The following is a 17,592-nucleotide window of genomic DNA, read 5'->3' as shown; positions in this document are numbered from 1 at the left end:
CACCAGCCCATGGTGGCATCGCCCCGACGGGCTTCGGGCGCTATCCACAGGGCGGCGCGGGCAAGTGCCAAATGCGCGGCAGAGGCGGCGGGGATCGCCGGCAGCGTCCCGGCGCAGGAAAGGAACAGACAATGCCAGTGCACCCATCGACCATCGAGTTCGTGAACGACTCCGGCACGCCGATCCGGGTGGTGCGTTCCACCAAGCGCCGGAAGACGATCTCCGCCGTGTGGAAGGAAAACACCATGGTGGTCTCGGTGCCCGCGGAGCTGACGCACGACGCCGAGCGGATCCTGGTGCTGGACATGGTCAAGAAGCTCGAGCGCAAGGTGGCCCGGGCGGTGGTGCCGGACGCCGACGCGCTGCTGCTGGCCCGCGCGCGCTCCTTGGACGCCGAGCTTTTCGGCGGCCGTGCGGCACCCGCCTCGGTGCGCTGGGTCGGCAACCAGAACCGGCGCTGGGGATCGGCAAGCCTGCGCAGCCGCAGGATCAGGCTCTCCGACCGGCTGCGGGCCATGCCGCAGTGGGTGCAGGACTACGTCCTGGCCCACGAGCTGGCCCACCTGGTCGAGCCGCGCGACGGCCACGGGCCGCGTTTCAAGGCGGCGCTGTCCCGCTACCCGCGCGTCCACGACGCAAACACCTTCCTCGCCGGCGTGAGCCACGGGTATGCCACACGCTCCCACGCCCCGGCCGGGGGCGCGCCGGCCGCTGGTCTTCCGTTCGGGGACGACGAAGACTTCGACGACTTCGACCCGGAGCCCGGGGCTCCCGGTGCCCCCGGGCTGTTCTGACAGCAACGCGCTTCCGGCAGGCACGCGCTTCAACGCAAAAACGATGGCCGGCGGCTGCCGACACCACCATCAGGTGGGTCGGCGGCCGCCGGCCATCGTTCGCGAAGGACGTTCCGGGGTACGCGGCCCGGGCGGGACTACTTGCCCTGCGGTTCCCCGCCGGCGGTCCCGTCGCCCTCGGGACGATCGTCACCCTCGACGCCGTCGGCATCCGCTGAGTCATCGGCTTCCGGGGCATCGAAGCCGCCGGAGAGCAGCTTGCTCAGCGCCGCGTCGATGTCGTCCATGCTGGCCTCGGCCAGCTGGCGGCGCGGGGTGAATCCCGCCGGATCCTGCAAGTCCTCGCCGGTCGGCATGAGGTCCGGGTGGTCCCAGACGGCGTCTCGGCCCTCGATGCCGCGCTCGTCGAGCAGGTGCGCCCACAGGGCGGCGGCCTCGCGCAGGCGGCGCGGACGCAGTTCGAGCCCCACCAGGGAAGCGAAGGCGTTCTCCGCGGGTCCGCCGGAGGCCCGGCGGCGGCGGATGGTCTCGCGCAGCGGCACGGCGCTGGGCAGGTTGACCGCGGCGGCTGCAACAACCTCGTCGACCCAGCCCTCGACGAGCGCCAGCACCAGCTCCAGCTTCTCCAACGCGGCGTCCTGGGCCGGGGTGCGCTGGGGCATGAACAGGCCCTCGCCCATGAGCGACTGCATCGATTCGGGGTTCATCGGGTCGATGTCGCGCACCGCGTCCTCGATGCGGGACATGTCGATGTGGATGCCGCGGGCGTACGCCTCGATCGCGCCGATCAGCGTCGAACGCAGCCACGGCACCCGGTTGAACAGGCGGACGTGGGCGCATTCGCGCAGCGCGGCGAAGAGCAGGATCTCCTGTTCGGGCACCTCCAGGCCCTCGCCGAACGCGGCGAGGTTGGTCGGCACCAGCGCCGGGGTGGAGCCGGCCAACGGCAGGCCGATGTCGGTGGCGCCCAGCACGTCCTTGGCAAGGCCGCCCACGGCGGTGCCCAGCTGCATGCCGAACATGGTGCCGCCCAGGGACTGCAGCATGCCCTGCGCGCCGCCGATCATCGGGCGCATCTGCTCGGGGATCTGTTCGGTCAGCGCCGCGGTGATGGCCTTGCCGACGGATTCGGCGACCGGCTCGGTCAGCGACTTCCACACGGGCATGGTCTTCTCGACCCATTCGGCGCGGGAGAGCGCGCGGCAGGTGCTGCCGTCGCCCTCGAGGGCGGTTGCGGCATCGAGCCACAGGTCGGCCAGCTGTGCGGCGTTGGCGATCGCGGAGGCGCGGGTCGCGCTGATCGACGGGTCCTCGCCGGCGATGGACTGGCGGGCGGTGTCGGTCGCCATCTTCCAGTTCACCGGGCCGGATCCGCCCTGCGACATGGCGGCCATCATCGCCTGGGCCTGCTTCATCATCTGCGCCATGGCGTCGGGGTTGTTGCCCATGCCCATGGCCTCGCCGAGCCCGGCGGGAAGGTTCTTCGGGTCGAATCCGCCCGCGCCGCCGAACAACGCGCCGAACATCTCGGAGAAGGGATCCTTCGGGTTCTCGTCGTTGTTTTCGGAATCATCTGGACGGTTTGATGGGGGGTTCTCAGCCATGTTTCAACGGTACCCCGGCCCCGGCGCATCGACCCACGGACGGCGAAGCCAGTTCGCTGTGGGCACATCGGAAAATGCTGTGAACCCGGCGCCGGGGGCCCGGACGGGGGAGCCCCGGTCGCCCGTGCTTGTAGGCTGGAACGGAGCCAGACGATCGGCCGCGGGGTACGGGCAGTGTCCTTCCCGCCGGCCGGAGCAACATGAAAACGTGAAAGAGGAACAGTGCCAGCAGTGCCAGGAACGCCGGAGTCGTCGAGGAACGACGCTGCTGCCCCGAACCCGCGGATGACAGGCGACCCCGACGGCGCCGACCACCGGCCGTTGTGGCGCCGCATCCCATTTGCCGCTGGCGCCGGTGGCGCCCAGGGCACCCAAGGCACCAGTGCCGCCCCGCAGTCCGCCGCCGCGCACCGCGGCATGGCTGTCGCCGGATGGATCGTCGTGGGAACCATCGCCCTTGCGGCGGTTCTTCCCACGCACTTCGTGGTGGAATCCGCGGGCCCGGCGCTGAACACCATCGGCAAGGTCGAGGGCACCAAGATGCTGACCGTCACCGGCAAGCCGACCTACCCGACCAGCGGCGAGCTGGACATGACAACCGTCTACGTGCAGGGCGGCGGGCAACACCGGCTGGGCTTCTTCAACGTGCTCGGCGGCTGGATCGACCCGAAGAAGGACGTGCTGCCGGAGGAAATGGTGCTGCCGCGCGGCACCACCAGCGAGCAGCAAAGCGAACAGAACACCGTGATGATGGACGACTCGCAGCAGCTCTCCACCGCCGCGGCGCTGCACGAGCTGGACATCCCGTTCACCCGGCACCTGTCCGTCGCCGGGTTCGCCACCGAACAGAATTCGAAGACGCTGAAGACCGGGGACCGGCTGGTCGCCATCAACGGGACGGCGATCGACGACCTCGACCTGCTGAAGAAGGAACTGCAGAAGGCGGGGGAGAAGCCCAGCGAACTGGAGATCCTGCGCGGCGGCAAGCCGCTCACGGTCACCGTCAACACCGCTGCGGGGCAGGGCGGCCAGCGCCAGCTGGGCATCATGCTGGGCAGCGGCTTCGACTTCCCCCTGGACGTGAAGTTCGGGCTGGAAAACGTCGGCGGGCCGAGCGCCGGCATGATGTTCGCCCTGGCCATCGTCGACGAGCTGACCCCGGGGGAAATGACCGGCGGCAAGCACTTCGCCGGCACCGGCGCGATCACCGCCGACGGCCAGGTGCAGCCCATCGGCGGCATCGCCCAGAAGATGGTCGGCGCCAAGGCCAACGGCGCGCAGGTGTTCCTGGCGCCGGCGGACAACTGCGCGGACGTCGTCGGGCGGGTCCCGGCCGGCCTGGACGTGGTGAAGGTCGAAACGCTGGACCAGGCGCGTGCCGCGGTGGAGGGGATCGGCAGCGGGAAGGACCCGGGTTCCTTCCCCTCGTGCCGGTAGGACTTTTCAGTAAACGCTCAGGTTCGGACGGGATTTGCCGGGTTTTGTCCGGCAACTGTCACAATTTACGCACTATTGCCGACGAATGGCTGTGCCCATTGAGCTCTTGCACCCGATGCAGGGCAGAATGGAGAACAAAGTCCTAGTTCGAGGTGCGCCTCCACGGCGTGCCGAATCGGTCCAACGGTGAGGTAAAAATTGAGTTTTGGCAATGGCAATCCCTTCGGGGGCCCGCCGCGCGGCCCCCAGGAGCGTCCCGACCCGCAGCAGCATCCGGAGCGGCGCTCGTCCCCGCTGATGCCGACGATCGTCATCATCGGCATCCTGGTGGCCGTGTTCGTGTTCTTCGCGAGCGTGTACGCCGATGTGCTCTGGTACAACCAGCTCGGCTTCCAGTCCGTGTTCTGGACCGAGAACCTCGCCAAGATCGGCATCTTCGCCGTGGCGTTCCTGGTCATGGGCTTCGCCATCTGGATCTCGATGCGGATGGCCTACCGGGCGCGCCCGGTGTATGCCCCGGACGGCCACCAGCAGGACAGCATGTCCAAGTACCAGTCCCAGCTCGAGCCGATGCGCCGGCTGCTGATGATCGGCGTCCCGGTGGTCATCGGCGTCTTCGCCGCCACCGCGGTGACCTCGCAGTGGAAGGAGGTGCTGCTCTTCTTCAACCAGGTCCCGTTCGGTGAGACCGACCCGCAGTTCAACATGGACCTGGGCTTCTACATCTTCACGCTGCCGTTCCTGGGCCTGCTGATCGGCTACCTGATCTCGGTGGTGCTGATCGCCGGCATCGCCGGGCTGCTCACCCACTACCTCTACGGCGGCATCCGCGTGGAGGAGCGCGGCGGCATCGTCGTCGGCAAGGCGGCACGCATCCACATCGCCGTGTTCGCCGTGGCCTTCCTGCTCCTGCAAGCCGGCAACTTCTGGCTTGACCGCTACTCGACGCTGCTTTCGCAGAACGGCCGCGTGGCCGGCGCCCTGTACACCGACGTGCACGCGGTGATCCCGACCAAGACCATCCTGGCGATCGCCGCGGTGCTGGTAGCCATCACGTTCATCATCACCGCGATCATCGGGCGCTGGCGCCTGCCGATCATCGGCACCGCGATGCTGCTGGTGACGGTCGTCGTCGCCGGCGGCATCTACCCGTTCATCGTGCAGCAGTACCAGGTCGTTCCGTCCGAAAAGACGCTCGAGCGCGCGTACATCGAGAAGAACATCCAGATGACCCGGAAGGCGTACGGCCTGTCCGGCGTCGAGGAGACCGCCTACAACGCCGAGGTGAACCCGAAGAAGGACGCGCTGGCCAAGGACAGCGCGACCACCACGAACATCCGCCTGCTGGACCCGAACCTCGTTTCCTCGGCGTTCGCCCAGCTGCAGCAGTTCCGGACCTACTACAAGTTCGCCCCGACGCTGAACGTCGACCGCTACGCCATCGACGGCAAGACCGAAGACACCGTGATCGCCGTGCGCGAGCTCAGCGTCGACCCCACCGAGTCCTGGGTCAACCAGCACATCACCTACACCCACGGCTACGGCGTGGTGGCCGCCTACGGCAACCGCGTGACCTCCGGCGGTCGCCCCGACTTCATGCTCAGCGGCATCCCCACCGGCGGCGTGCTGGCAAGCGACAAGACCTACGAGCCGCGCATCTACTTCGGCGAACTGTCCCCTCAGTACTCGATCGTCGGCGGCCCCGAGGGCTGGGCCCCGCGAGAACTTGACCGCCCGGCCTCCGGCTCCGGCAGCCAGGACACCCGCAACACCTTCTCCGGCGACGGCGGCCCGTCGGTCGGCAACTTCTTCAACCGCCTGGTCTACTCGCTGAAGTTCGCCTCCACGGACCTGCTGCTTTCGGACGCCATCAACTCCGAGTCGCAGATCCTCTACGACCGAAACCCGAAGGACCGCGTCCAGAAGGTCGCGCCGTACCTGACGGTGGACTCCAACGCCTACCCGGCGATCGTCGACGGCCGCGTCCAGTGGATCGTCGATGCGTACACCACCTCCAAGAACTACCCGTACTCCAAGCAGCAGCAGCTGGATTCGGCAGTCGCCGACTCGCTGAGCGGCGGCACCCGTGCCGCGGCGTTGACCGGCCAGGTCAACTACATCCGCAACTCGGTCAAGGCCACTGTTGACGCCTACGACGGCTCGGTCACGCTGTACGCGTGGGAGGAAGACGAACCGCTCCTGCAGGCATGGCAGAAGGTCTTCCCGTCGAACATCAAGCCGATGGCCGAGATGTCCGGCGAGCTGATGAGCCACGTGCGCTACCCGGAGGACCTGTTCAAGGTCCAGCGCGAGCTGCTCGCCACGTACCACGTGACGGATCCCGACGGCTTCTACGACTCCAACGACGCCTGGGCGGTCCCCTCGGACCCGACGCAGGGAAACGCCAACATCAAGCAGCCGCCGTACTACATGTCGCTGAAGATGCCGACGCAGGACGCCGAGACATTCTCGCTGACCTCCACGTTCATTCCGCAGACCGCAGCGGGCGGGCAGCAGCGAAACGTGCTCTTCGGGTTCCTCTCTGCCGAGGCCGACGCCGGAAGCGAGGCCGGCAAGAAGGCCGAGGGCTACGGCACGCTCCGCCTGCTTGCGCTCCCGCGCGAAACCAGCGTGCCGGGCCCGGGCCAGGCACAGCAGAACTTCGATTCCAACACCACCGTGTCGCAGACGTTGAACCTGTTGCGCCAGGGTGCATCGCAGGTCAAGAACGGCAACCTGCTGTCGCTGCCGGTCGGCGGCGGCATCCTCTACGTCCAGCCCGTCTACGTGCAGTCCTCGGGCGTGACCTCCTACCCGACCCTGCGCAAGGTCCTGGTGGCGTTCGGTGACAACGTCGGCTTCGCCGACACCCTCTCCGAAGCGCTCGACCAGGTCTTCAAGGGCTCGTCCGGCGCCGTGACAAGTGAAAACGGCGGAACCACCGGCGGAGGCGAACCGGGCAAGCCGCCCGTGACGCAGACGGCGCAGCAGAAGCTTTCGCAGGCCTTGAATGAAGCCAACGCGGCGATCAAGGCGGGCCAGGCGGCTTTGGCGCAGAACGACTTCGCCAAGTACGGTGCAGAGCAGGCCAAGTTGCAGAAGGCCCTCGAGGCCGCGCTCGAGGCCGAATCCGAACTGACCGGCAAGCCTGTCGTCCCGGAGGCACCGGCCCCAACGCCGGCCCCGACCGATGGCACCGGTGCCCCGGCATCGGAGACGCCTGCACAGGGAACCACGGCGCCATAACCGGGCGCTGAATACCGGGTGTGAGCAGGGCGACACTGCCAGGATTTGCGCAAGTCCACCCCCGTCGGCGATGATTGATACATCGCCGCGGGGTGGAGCAGTTCGGTAGCTCGCCGGGCTCATAACCCGGAGGTCACAGGTTCAAATCCTGTCCCCGCCACGAGATAACGACCCCGACCAGGGAAACCTGGTCGGGGTCGTTCCTTTTGGTGCTTAAGCCTGTTGCTGCAGTGTCGGGTCCGCTGTTGCCCCTTCCCGTGGAACCGACAGTGACGGTGACGGTACGCGCATTCGAGCGAGGTGACGCCATCGGGCCCTTAAGTGAGCGAGCACACTTTGGAAAATTCTGCGTTTGGCACGTATTGTCGTGGACAAAATGGGTTACGCCGGGCTTTGGCTGCTGAACTGGCGCGGTTTTCACCCTTTGTTCGATGAATGTTCATCTGGATTAGGTGCCACGGCGATGCGCTGGTACTGTTGTATCTACCGACGCGGGGTGGAGCAGTTCGGTAGCTCGCCGGGCTCATAACCCGGAGGTCACAGGTTCAAATCCTGTCCCCGCCACAGAGAAAACAACCCATGATCCTGATTCAGGATCATGGGTTGTTTTGTATTTAAGCCAGGACGCGGATTCCGGCACCTCGATTCCATGAATGGGGGCCGCGCAATCAGGTAGGTACCGCGCAACAGCAGAGGCCAAAGGCATGAAGGCACCGTTCGTCGACGTGGCACGGTCAGAAGAGATTCGGGCCGGATTGCGTGTGTTGTTGCCACTGGGTGCTGCGCCGGGGTTTTTGTTCGGGATCCAGGTACTTGGGGAGGATGACCGCGGGCAGTCCGTGCTCGTTGCGCACGAGCCTGTATTGTCCGGTGTGGTATCCGTGGTGGTGGTTGACGCAGCCGGGGGCCGAGTTATCAATGCTGGTGTTTCCGCCATCGGCCCAACTGTCGATGTGGCACATTTCGAGATGCTCGGGCGGAACCGTGCAGCCCGGGACGATGCAGCCGCCGTCGCGGGCGAGAACCGCTTGGCGCATGTAATCGGGGACGAAGCGTTGTTCCCGACCGACGTCCAGGATTTGGCTCTCGCCGTTGAAGACGAGTGGAATGACCCCGGCGTTGCACAATTCCCGGCGAAGGTCCCCGGGGGAGACCGTGAGTCCGTGTTGGGTGATGCCCGCCTTTTCGGCCAGGCCGAGCAGGGTGGTGAGTTGGCAATAGACGATGAGGCGGGCTTGGGGCAGCCCGCTGGTTGCCTTGGATCCCTTGGAACGGGGCGCTCCTGAAGTTCTCATGATGTTAAGCAGGGTCTGCAGCCTGCGTCTGGCAGGTGTTAGTCCGTCGGGTCCTTCGGCGGTGTTGTTGAACCGGTCCGGCAATGTTGCTTCGGATGTGGGTACCGCTGATGCTTGGCTTTCACTCGGTGGCACGAAGTCCTCCGAGCCGTCGGCCCGGTGGGCGGGTGTGGTGCGGCCGAGATCCGTCCATTCGGCATGGGGAAGTTCGTTTGGTGGGGTGTTGGGTGCGACGGCCCATTCGGGGATCGTAGGCGCCTCGTTGCGGTCCATGGGCCGGAGCGGCACCACATTCGTGCCGGGTGCTGAACCTGCACCCTCGCCATTGCCATTGTTTTGGGTACCGGAGTTCCTGTGCTGGGCGTCGTTGGCGAGATTCTCTCGGTTGCCGGCATTGGTTCGTGGATTGTCGGAAAGGGCGAAGTGGGACAGGACCAGTTCGGCATCCAGATTGGTCACGGTGAGTGTGAAGTACGTGAGGTGTTCGGTACGACGGGAGAGCCGGAAACCGGTCTTGGCTGCAAGTTCCTCCCCGGTTGGCGCCGGTGCCGGCGCGTCCTCCAGCTCCGCGTTAACGGTGTTGAGGAGCTTGGTGGTGGCCGCTGGGCCCTGCGTGAGCAGGGATTCGAGGACCTGTTCCTCGATCGACGCGGTGAGTTTGGCGGGGTTGGGTTGGCCGGCGATCCCGGAGCGCAGTTTTTCGAGCTTGTTGGCGGCCCGGATCGCCTCGGTCGGGTCGAGCTTGCCGGCCCGCAGGTGTACCGCCAACAAGGGGTAGCGTGCCGGGGCCGGCATTCCATGTTCATCGGTTCCCGGGAGCAGGAAGTCGGCGGCGTCGAGCCGGTCGCGTGCGTCGAAGTAGCCGATGGCGCAGGTGCGCTGCAAGAGCTCGGCCGTGTTCTTGTGTGGAAGCCTCCCGGTGGGGACGCTGCGCGGGTCCGCCGGCAGGACGGCGTCGCCCGCAGCGAAGCCCGCCGGGTGGTCGGTGATCTCCCGCAGCTCGTTGAGCGTTTCGACGGGCAGCTCGTGGGCGAGGGAGCGTTGGGCGGCACGGGCAGCGAGGAGACGGTGGTGGCCTGCGCGCCGGCGGGCTTTCTCCAGCCCCATGTTCAGCAGGACAGCTGTGACGGGGGAGACAGTGGCCAGTGTGGCGAGGGTTTCGGTGAGCGTGTCGAGGCGGTCCTGGAGTTCAAAGAAGTCGCGCAGCAGGTCCTCCGGTGACACGTCGTGCCCGGCGCCTGGACCGAAGGCGTCTTCGGCGCCGGCCCTTGCTGGAAGGATTTCTCCGCTGCTCATGGGATCGAGCATGAACCTTTGCAGCGCCTTCGAAGGTCACGGGCGCCGGCGCTGTGGAGAACCCCGGGAAAGGTGTGCCGGCGCGAGACCGCCGCCGGGCCTGTGCGGAAAGGTGCCGGAGGGGGCTGATCGCGCGGCAACGGGCGGCATTGGCTGACACGGGGCGGCGTCGGACGATATCCGGGGCAGGGAGCGGCAGCGTGCGGGGGAGACGGCGATGGGCGGGCCGCCGGGGAAATGCCGGAATGATGTTCCGGACCCGGGCTACCCGCCCATCGTGCGTTGTGACTATGGAATTATGTGGCGGCGGGCGCCGCCGGCCGGACTACAAGCCCGGGGTGATCGACTGCGTGGCCTTGGCGCCCTTCATCGCGGCAAGGCGTGCCTCGATCTCCGTCTGCTCGCCGAGGTCCTCTAGCGAGTTGAACTGGGCGTCGAGCGACGAGGATGCAAGCTCCGCGGCACCGCGAACCCGTGCCTCTTCGCGACGGATCTTCTCCTCGAAGCGGCCGACCTCGCTGGACGGATCCATGATGTCGATGCTCTTGACCGCTTCCTGCACCTGGTTCTGCGCCTGGGCCGACTTGGCGCGGGCGATGAGCTCGTCGCGCTTGGAAACCAGCTCCTGGCGCTTGGACTTCATGGCGTCCAGGCCGGTCTTCAGCTTCTCGACGATCTCGCGCTGCGAGCTGATGGTCGGCTCGGCGGTCTTGGCCTCGGACTCGGACTGCATCTGGCGCTGGATGGCGACCTTGGCGAGCGAATCGAACTTGTCGGCGTTGGCGCTGTCGCCGCCTCCGCGGAACTCGTCGGCCTTCGAGGAAGCTGCAAGCGCCTTGTTGCCCCAGTCCGAAGCCGCCTTCACATCCTCGTTGTAGTCGTCTTCGATCATGCGAAGGTTGCCGATTGTCTGGGCCACGGCTGTTTCGGCTTCGGCGATGTTGTCCGTGTAGTCACGGACCATCTGGTCGAGCATCTTCTGCGGATCCTCCGCCGAATCCAGCATTGCGTTGATGTTTGCCTTGGCCAGCTGTGTGATACGACCAAAAATAGACTGCTTTACCACGATGAGACCTTTCGTTGGGCATTATTTGAGGTGTTGATTTTGCTGCCTGTGATCCCCGGTTCGGGGATCGGGATACTGCAACATTGGGGCCCTCGCGGGCCGTTGTGCCGGGCCGTGGCTAGAAGCTGCCGCCTCCGCCGTCGAACCCGCCGCCGTCGAATCCACCGCCTCCACCGCCGTCTCCGCCGAAGCCGCCGAAGCCGCCGCCGCCGAAGAGGCCGCCACCGCCCCCTCCGCCGTGGCTGCCGCCGCGCAGGATGGAATCGATGAGGATGCCGCCGAGGATGGCGCCGCCGAGACCGCTATTGCCGCCTCCGCCGCCGCCGAAGCCGCCACCACCGCCGAAGCCGTTGACATCGGATTCGGCCTGTTGTGCGGCCTGGTCGGCGAGCGTGGAAGCCTGTTCGGCGTAGGCCAGGGCCGATGCCGGGTCGGAGGAAGCCGTGCGAAGCGCTTCATCGAGGTTTCGCTGTGCCTCGGCCAAGCGTGTGCGGGCCGTGGCCCCCACGCCGCCGCGGCGGGCGCGGATGAAGTCGTCGGTGCCCTTGATCTTCATCTGAGCCGTGCGGACCGCGGCCTGGAGCTGTTCGGCGGCACGGCGTGCGCGTTCCTGCTGGTCGCGGATCTGGTTGAGCTGGTCGTTGAGTGGGCCGCGGCCCTCGGTGACCTCTGTGATCAGGGCGACCGGGTCGATGCGTCCCGTGGCGACCTGGGCCTGGACCGAGGACAGCGCCGATTCGAGGGACGCGATGGAACCCGCAAGCTCCGGGTTGCTGCCGTTGGCCAGCAGGGCACGGGCCTGGGCGAGGTCCTGGGCGGAGGCCGCGACCAGCGATTCGAGGTCGGCGCGGGCGTTGTCCAGATCCGAGTCGGTGTGCTCGATCGCGTCGAGCAGCACAGTGGCCTGGTGCACGGCGTCCTCGCCAGCGCGGATTGCCACGGCCGCCTCGGCGGCGGACCCCTCGGTGATCTTCGCCTCGGCGGTCAGCACAGCGGTGTGTGCGAAGTCGAGCCGGTCGTTGGACTCGGAGATGTTGTTGTTGACCTGGTGGAGGGCGCTGTCTGCGTAGCGTGCGGACAGCGTGTCGAACTCCGCCTTGGCCGTGCCGACGCGCTGGCGCAGCGGGTCGATGCGGGTCTTCAGGGATGCAACGGCTGCGGGCGCGTTGGCCTCGAGCTCGCGCAGCGAGGCGAACTCCTCGGTGTGCTGCTCAAGGGTTTCGTTGACGGCTTGGCAGCGGCGGATGATCTCGCCAAGCCAGGAACGCTGTTCGGCTTCGGTGTCCGGGATCTCGTCGTCGAGCTGCTGCTGCAGCTTGAACGACGCAGCCATGTGTTCCTTGGCGGTTTCGATGTCCGAGGCGAACGGCTTGATGGCCTCGTCGCCGAATTGCGCCTGGGCGAAGCCGACTTCCTGTTCGCTGGAGCGGATGGCGTCGTCAGCGGCAATGAGCAAGCCGCCGGCCTTGGTGCGGAGTTCCGGGACGCTCAGGGACGCCAGCGGGTCGATCGGCTGGCCGTCGGGCCCTGTGGCCACCTGCGGCACGCCGCCGGCGAGCTTCTTGCGGCGGGTCAGTGCCCACGCGGTGGCGCCGCCTGCGACGGCAACGCCGCCCACGACCCACCAACCGGCGCCCGAACCGCTGGAAGTGGGGGACTTGCCGTTGGCGACGTTCGTGATGCCCTTGACCGCGCCCAGGGCCGCGCCGGCCCAGTCATCCTTGCCGAGGGCTGGGGAAACCAGCTTGGTGTAGATTTCCTGGGCATTCTTCGCGCCGATGGCACCATTGTTGGCGGATGACAACTGTCCCTGGCGCGATTTCACTGCGACGGCCAGGACGGAGTCGTTGGTGCCCATGCCCTTGTCTTTGGCAACCTCGCTGATCCAGTCCGCGGGCTTCGTCGGGTTCGTGAAGGTGTCCACGTAGATCACGAACAGGTTCTGTCCGGTCTCGGTGCGCATCTTGGTGATGGCGTCGGTAACCTCGCCCTTGGACGAGCCGAGCACGCCGGCGTCGTCGATCACGAACTGGCCCGGCGGGATCGTCACCGGATCGGTGGCCGATGCGGCGGGCGCAAAGATGAGTACGGACAGGATTCCTGCAGCGGCGGCTTGAGCCAACCGCCGGGTCAACAACTTCATGGTTTTCCTTCACCCTTGCTTGAGTCGCCGCAGATTTCTTGGCAAAGCACGTAGTGAAACCACCATATGCCTTGATTTCTGCTAACGCTGTCGATTCTATGGCGGGGATTGGTGAGAGTCCACGAAAATCGCCGTGGGCCGGTGAATTGTGCAGCCGGGTGCGGCAAGCTCACAGCTTCTACTCAGGTGCTGCTTTTCGCCGGCACAGTTCCGGCGGGCATAGTTGTAACCAAGAAGAGCAGTCAGGCACCACCAGCATCGGAAGGTTAACGATGAGCGAGAACCAGTTTGAGCAGCCAACCACCCCCGAGAACCCGGAACAGGGGAGCACTCCCGTGCCGCAGCGCCCAGTGGCATCGCCAGTGACACCTCCTTCGGCGCCGGAACAGGACGCCGCGGTGTCCATGATCGACGGGGCCGTCGACCAGACTCAGTCCATGCCACGGCACAGCGTTGATGCGGCCCCGGCCGCATCGGTGCCTGAAACCCCTGCCAACGCAGCGGATGCTGGCACCACCCCGGCCGCCGGGACCGCCCCGGAGACCGTCGCCTACGCCGCTGCTCCGGGCGCCCATGGGCAGGCCCAGGCACAGCCGTCGGCACACGCACCGTACGGCACCCCGACGCACGCCGAGCAGACCTCGGCATTCGGCGTCCCCTCGCCGGTGCCGCCGGCAAACCGCACCGCCCCGAAGAAGTTCACCTCCGGCGTCCTGATCCTGGGCATGGTCGCCGCGGCCCTGGTCGGCGCCGGCAGCGCAGTGGGCGCCAACGCCCTGATGAACCCGGCGGCCTCGTCGGCGGGTGCCGGAAACCAGGCCCCGCAAAGCGGCGTGGTCATCAACAACCCGAAGAACGTCACGGCAGTCACCGCAGCTGCGGCCAAGGCAAGCCCGAGCGTCGTGACCATCGACGTGAGCGGCAGCAGCTCGTCCGGTTCCGGATCCGGCATCATCCTGGACGCCGAGGGCCACATCCTCACCAACACCCACGTGGTGACCCTGGGCGGAACCACGGCCAGCCCGAAGATCGCAGTGCAGATGTCCGACGGCAAGGTCTACAACGCCACGCTGGTGGGCACCGACCCGCTGTCCGACCTCGCAGTCATCAAGATCGACGCGCAGGGCCTGACCCCGGCGACGCTGGGCTCTTCCGGGAACCTGAACGTCGGGGACACCGCCGTGGCCATCGGCGCCCCGCTGGGCCTGAGCGGAACCGTCACCGACGGCATCATCTCCACGCTGAACCGCACGATCTCCGTGGCCTCCTCCGCGGTGCCGGAACAGAGCGAAGGAACCGACCAGAACGACAACAACCAGTTCAACTTTCAGTTCCCGGGCGCGCCGCAGCAACAGCAGCAGAGCGCCCAGGGGTCGATCTACATCAACGTGATCCAGACCGACGCCGCCATCAACCACGGAAACTCCGGCGGTGCGCTGGTCGACGCCAACGGCGACATCATCGGCGTGAACGTGGCCATCGCCTCCTCCGGGTCCGGCGCCACCTCCTCGGGCGACAGCGGCTCGATCGGCGTCGGCTTCGCCATCCCGATCGACTACGCCAAGCGCATCGCCCAGGACCTGATCGCCAACGGCAAGGCGACCCACGGCATGCTCGGCGTGACGGTGCAGGCCAAGCCCGCGGACGTGAAGGACGGCAACTCGTCGTTCAGCGTCGGTGCGCAGGTCAAGGACGTCGTGGGCGGCAGCGCCGGCGCCAAGGCCGGGCTCAAGGCCGGCGACATCATCACGGGCGTCGGGGACCGGGTGATTTCCGACAGCAGCTCGCTGACCGCGGCCATCCGCGAGATCCCGGCCGGCGGCCAGGTGAAGATTCATTACACCCGCAACGGGCAGCCGGCGTCGACCGACGCCACGGTGGGCGCCTCCACGGCTTCATAATCCCCGCCGGGAGCAACAAAATGTCATAACACGAACAACGGGTCCGGAACATTTCGGGCCCGTTGTTCGTGCGCCGCGTCGGCCCGCGGCGCACGGCTAACATGTAAGGGGTGCCTTTCCGCAGCGCGGGGAACATCGGGCACCGAATCTGGACACTTCTAGGAAAGGCAGCAATGAGCCAGCTGACAGGCACGCCATTGAGGATCCTCGTACTCGTCAAACACGTCCCGGACGTGCAATTCGAACGGCACCTGGGCGGCGCGGACTTGCGCCTGGACCGCAAGGACTCGGTGCTCTCCGAACTTGACGAGTACGCGATCGAGGCGGCCCTGCAGCTTGCCGAATCGCGCGGCGGGGCCGCCGCGGGCAACACCGTCACGGCCCTGAGCATGGGCCCGGAGGCCGCGGCGAACGCGGTGAAGAAGTCCCTGCAGATGGGCGCCACCGAGGGCGTGCACCTGTGCGACGACGCACTGGCGGGATCCGACGCCGGGGCCACCTCGGTGGCCCTCGCCGCGGCCGTGAAGCACCTGGGCGACTTCGACCTGATCGTCACGGGCATGGCCTCCACGGACGCCGAAACCTCGCTGGTTCCCGCGCAGCTGGCCGAACGCCTGGGCCTGGCCCAGCTGACCCAGGTGGCGCACGTGGAACTTGCCGCCGACTCCACCACGGTGCGCGCCGTGCGCGAAACCGACCAGGCGGCGCTGAGCCTCGAGGCCGAGCTGCCGGTGCTGCTCTCCGTCACCGACCAGGCCAACGAGCCGCGCTACCCGAACTTCAAGGGCATCATGGCCGCGAAGAAGAAGACCATCACGGTGCTGTCCCTCGCGGAGATCGGGCTCGACGCGGCGCTGGTCGGGTTCGCCGGATCGGCCACCGCGGTGCTGGACGTGCAGGCGCGCCCGGCACGCACCGCCGGGACGATCATCACCGATTCCGGCAACGCCGGCATCGAACTCGTCGACTTCCTTGCCGCAGCGAAGCTGATCTAGCCTTTTCGAGGGGAAAAAATCATGTCACACATTCTTGTTTACATCCAGGCGCCCGCTGCCGTTCCGACCAAGTCGCAGCGCGAACTGCTGACCCTGGCCGGCGCGCTCGGCGAGGTCCGCGCGGTGCTGGGCGCCCCGGCCGACGACGCGGCCCTGGCCGCGCTGACCGCATGGGGGGCCACCGGCTTCTACGCGGCCGACACGGGCGAGGCGCTGGTCGCCCCGCAGGCGGCCCTGCTGGCCGCCGCTGCGAAGGACTCCGGGGCCGCCGCGGTGCTGCTGCCCAACGACAGCCACGGCCGCGAGGTCGCGGCCCGCGCCGGCGTGAAGCTCGACGCCGGCGTCATCACCGACGCGATCGACGTCGACGCCGACCTGGTGGTCAGCAAGTCGGTGCTGGCCGGCAGCTACACCGTCCGCGTGAAGGCCACCCGCGGCCCGGCCCTGGTCACCGTGAAGCCCAACAGCGTCCACCTGCCGGCCGAGGAGCCGGCGGCCGCGAACGCCGCCCCGGTTCAGGTCCTGGACCTGGGCGAACTCGGCCCGGTGGCCACCGTCACCGGCACCGTGGAGCGCACCGCCTCCGGCCGCCCGGACCTCGCCGAGGCCCGCTTCGTGGTTGCCGGTGGACGCGGCGTCGACGGCGACTTCGGGCCCGTCGAGGACCTGGCCGACGCCCTGGGCGCGGCCATCGGCGCCTCGCGTGCGGCGACCGACGCCGGCTGGATCGACCACTCCGCGCAGATCGGGCAGACCGGCAAGACCGTTTCCCCGCAGCTGTACATCTCCGCGGGCATCTCCGGCGCCATCCAGCAGAAGGCCGGCATGCAGTCCTCCACCTACATCGTCGCGGTGAACAAGGACCCGGACGCCCCGGTGTTCGAGATCGCGGACCTGGGCATCGTCGGCGACCTCGCCGAGGTGCTGCCGCAGGCCGCCGCCGAAATCCGCCGGCGCAAGGGCTAGGGGCATGGTTTTCGACCCGGCGCTGCGGCCCATCCGGCGGGTGCTGTGCTTCGGCGCGCACCCGGACGACCTTGACTTCGGCGCCTCGGGAACCGTCGCGGCCTGGACCGCCGCGGGCGTCCACGTCGAGTACTGCATCATGACCGACGGCGACGCCGGGGGGTTCGACGACCGCACGGCCGAGGAGATCACCGAGATGCGCCACGCCGAACAGCGTGCGGCGGCCGCCCTGGTGGGCGTGCACACGGTGCACTTCCTGGGCGAGCGCGACGGCTTCCTGGAACCCACCCACGCGGTGATGAAGCAGGTCGTCGAGCTGATCCGCACCGTGCGCCCGGAGGTGGTGCTGGCCATGCACCCGGAGCGGAACTGGGAGCGCATCCAGCGCTCGCACCCGGACCACCTGGCCTGCGGCGAGGCGGTGACCCGGGCCATCTACCCGGCGGTGGAGAACCCGTTCTCCTACCCGGAGCTGGAGGCCGCCGGGCTGGCTGCCTACAAGCTGCCTTGGCTGTGGCTTTACGGCGCCCCGACGGAGCGCGAGAACCACGCGGTGGACATCACCGGAGTCTTCGACCTGAAGCTGGAGGCGCTGCGCCAGCACCTGAGCCAGCACCCGGACGTCCCGGCGATGGAACGCTACGTGCGGTCCCAGTGCCTGGCCAAGGGCCGGGCCTACGGCATGAAGGACGGCGCGCTGGCCGAGGCCTTCCACGTGGTGGCGGTCAACGCCGCGGACACCATCGCGGGGTTCTGACCCGGCCGCCGTCCGCGGATGGCGGCCGGCACAAGCGGTGGCGCAAGCAGTAGACACCAACGGTAGACGGAAGGGTCGGGGCGTGGATATCC

Annotated in this window: 11 protein-coding genes and 2 tRNA genes; 9 read left to right on the top strand and 4 right to left on the bottom strand. The window is 67.6% G+C overall.

Going from position 1 to position 17,592, the window contains the following annotated elements:
* The first annotated feature begins 131 nt into the window (after positions 1-131).
* Positions 132-794 carry a M48 family metallopeptidase gene (locus ACFY5D_RS05200; RefSeq protein ID WP_387525966.1) on the top strand — a complete coding sequence of 221 codons (663 nt, stop codon included), beginning with the start codon at positions 132-134 and terminating at the stop codon, positions 792-794.
* A 137-nt stretch (positions 795-931) separates the two neighbouring features.
* Here ACFY5D_RS05200 and ACFY5D_RS05195 read toward each other — a convergent pair whose 3' ends face one another.
* The gene (locus ACFY5D_RS05195) at positions 932-2,398 is read right to left on the bottom strand and encodes a zinc-dependent metalloprotease (protein ID WP_387525963.1); all 1,467 of its coding nucleotides are present in this window, start codon (positions 2,396-2,398) and stop codon (positions 932-934) included.
* A 222-nt stretch (positions 2,399-2,620) separates the two neighbouring features.
* Between ACFY5D_RS05195 and ACFY5D_RS05190 the strand changes: the two genes are divergently transcribed.
* The 4 genes from ACFY5D_RS05190 (at position 2,621) to ACFY5D_RS05175 (ending at position 7,645) form a co-directional block, all read left to right on the top strand.
* The gene (locus tag ACFY5D_RS05190; RefSeq protein ID WP_387525960.1) at positions 2,621-3,835 is read left to right on the top strand and encodes a PDZ domain-containing protein; all 1,215 of its coding nucleotides are present in this window, start codon (positions 2,621-2,623) and stop codon (positions 3,833-3,835) included.
* 297 nt (positions 3,836-4,132) lie between these two features.
* Positions 4,133-7,081: a UPF0182 family protein gene (locus ACFY5D_RS05185; RefSeq protein ID WP_387527569.1), complete on the top strand. Its 2,949-nt coding sequence runs from the start codon at positions 4,133-4,135 to the stop codon at positions 7,079-7,081.
* Positions 7,082-7,167: 86 nt separating this feature from the next.
* A tRNA-Met gene (locus tag ACFY5D_RS05180) sits at positions 7,168-7,241 on the top strand.
* A gap of 330 nt (positions 7,242-7,571) precedes the next feature.
* A tRNA-Met gene (locus ACFY5D_RS05175) sits at positions 7,572-7,645 on the top strand.
* Positions 7,646-7,815: 170 nt separating this feature from the next.
* On the opposite strand, the gene ACFY5D_RS05170 is transcribed toward ACFY5D_RS05175, so the two are convergent.
* The 3 genes from ACFY5D_RS05170 to ACFY5D_RS05160 all read right to left on the bottom strand — a co-directional run bounded on the left by ACFY5D_RS05170 (position 7,816) and on the right by ACFY5D_RS05160 (position 12,881).
* Positions 7,816-9,672: an HNH endonuclease signature motif containing protein gene (locus ACFY5D_RS05170; RefSeq protein ID WP_387525957.1), complete on the bottom strand. Its 1,857-nt coding sequence runs from the start codon at positions 9,670-9,672 to the stop codon at positions 7,816-7,818.
* Between the two features lie 325 nt (positions 9,673-9,997).
* Complete coding sequence (locus tag ACFY5D_RS05165) at positions 9,998-10,738, bottom strand: PspA/IM30 family protein (protein WP_387525954.1); 741 nt, start codon at positions 10,736-10,738, stop codon at positions 9,998-10,000.
* A gap of 118 nt (positions 10,739-10,856) precedes the next feature.
* Positions 10,857-12,881 carry a TPM domain-containing protein gene (locus ACFY5D_RS05160; RefSeq protein ID WP_387525951.1) on the bottom strand — a complete coding sequence of 675 codons (2,025 nt, stop codon included), beginning with the start codon at positions 12,879-12,881 and terminating at the stop codon, positions 10,857-10,859.
* Positions 12,882-13,153: 272 nt separating this feature from the next.
* Here ACFY5D_RS05160 and ACFY5D_RS05155 point away from each other — a divergent pair, with 272 nt between their 5' ends.
* The 4 genes from ACFY5D_RS05155 to ACFY5D_RS05140 all read left to right on the top strand — a co-directional run bounded on the left by ACFY5D_RS05155 (position 13,154) and on the right by ACFY5D_RS05140 (position 17,500).
* Complete coding sequence (locus ACFY5D_RS05155; RefSeq protein WP_387525949.1) at positions 13,154-14,782, top strand: trypsin-like peptidase domain-containing protein; 1,629 nt, start codon at positions 13,154-13,156, stop codon at positions 14,780-14,782.
* Positions 14,783-14,955: 173 nt separating this feature from the next.
* Positions 14,956-15,777 (top strand): electron transfer flavoprotein subunit beta/FixA family protein, encoded by an 822-nt coding sequence (locus ACFY5D_RS05150; RefSeq protein WP_387525946.1) that lies wholly within the window; start codon positions 14,956-14,958, stop codon positions 15,775-15,777.
* 21 nt (positions 15,778-15,798) lie between these two features.
* Positions 15,799-16,743 (top strand): electron transfer flavoprotein subunit alpha/FixB family protein, encoded by a 945-nt coding sequence (locus ACFY5D_RS05145; protein ID WP_387525943.1) that lies wholly within the window; start codon positions 15,799-15,801, stop codon positions 16,741-16,743.
* Between the two features lie 4 nt (positions 16,744-16,747).
* Complete coding sequence (locus ACFY5D_RS05140; protein ID WP_387525940.1) at positions 16,748-17,500, top strand: PIG-L deacetylase family protein; 753 nt, start codon at positions 16,748-16,750, stop codon at positions 17,498-17,500.
* Positions 17,501-17,592: the final 92 nt, after the last annotated feature.

It is taken from the genome of Paeniglutamicibacter sp. NPDC012692, from assembly GCF_042901625.1.
Classification (GTDB): domain Bacteria; phylum Actinomycetota; class Actinomycetes; order Actinomycetales; family Micrococcaceae; genus Paeniglutamicibacter.
Note: the sequence above shows the minus strand (reverse complement) of the source record. Positions and strands in the feature narration are given on the sequence as shown.

Bases quoted from the DNA above. Each gene is read 5' to 3' on its own strand.
- ACFY5D_RS05200 (WP_387525966.1), top strand. From the start codon at position 132: ATGCCAGTGCACCCATCGACCATCGAGTTCGTGAACGACTCCGGCACG.
- ACFY5D_RS05195 (WP_387525963.1), bottom strand. From the start codon at position 2,398: ATGGCTGAGAACCCCCCATCAAACCGTCCAGATGATTCCGAAAACAAC.
- ACFY5D_RS05185 (WP_387527569.1), top strand. From the start codon at position 4,133: ATGCCGACGATCGTCATCATCGGCATCCTGGTGGCCGTGTTCGTGTTC.
- ACFY5D_RS05170 (WP_387525957.1), bottom strand. From the start codon at position 9,672: ATGAGCAGCGGAGAAATCCTTCCAGCAAGGGCCGGCGCCGAAGACGCC.
- ACFY5D_RS05160 (WP_387525951.1), bottom strand. From the start codon at position 12,881: ATGAAGTTGTTGACCCGGCGGTTGGCTCAAGCCGCCGCTGCAGGAATC.
- ACFY5D_RS05155 (WP_387525949.1), top strand. From the start codon at position 13,154: ATGAGCGAGAACCAGTTTGAGCAGCCAACCACCCCCGAGAACCCGGAA.
- ACFY5D_RS05150 (WP_387525946.1), top strand. From the start codon at position 14,956: ATGAGCCAGCTGACAGGCACGCCATTGAGGATCCTCGTACTCGTCAAA.
- ACFY5D_RS05145 (WP_387525943.1), top strand. From the start codon at position 15,799: ATGTCACACATTCTTGTTTACATCCAGGCGCCCGCTGCCGTTCCGACC.
- ACFY5D_RS05140 (WP_387525940.1), top strand. From the start codon at position 16,748: ATGGTTTTCGACCCGGCGCTGCGGCCCATCCGGCGGGTGCTGTGCTTC.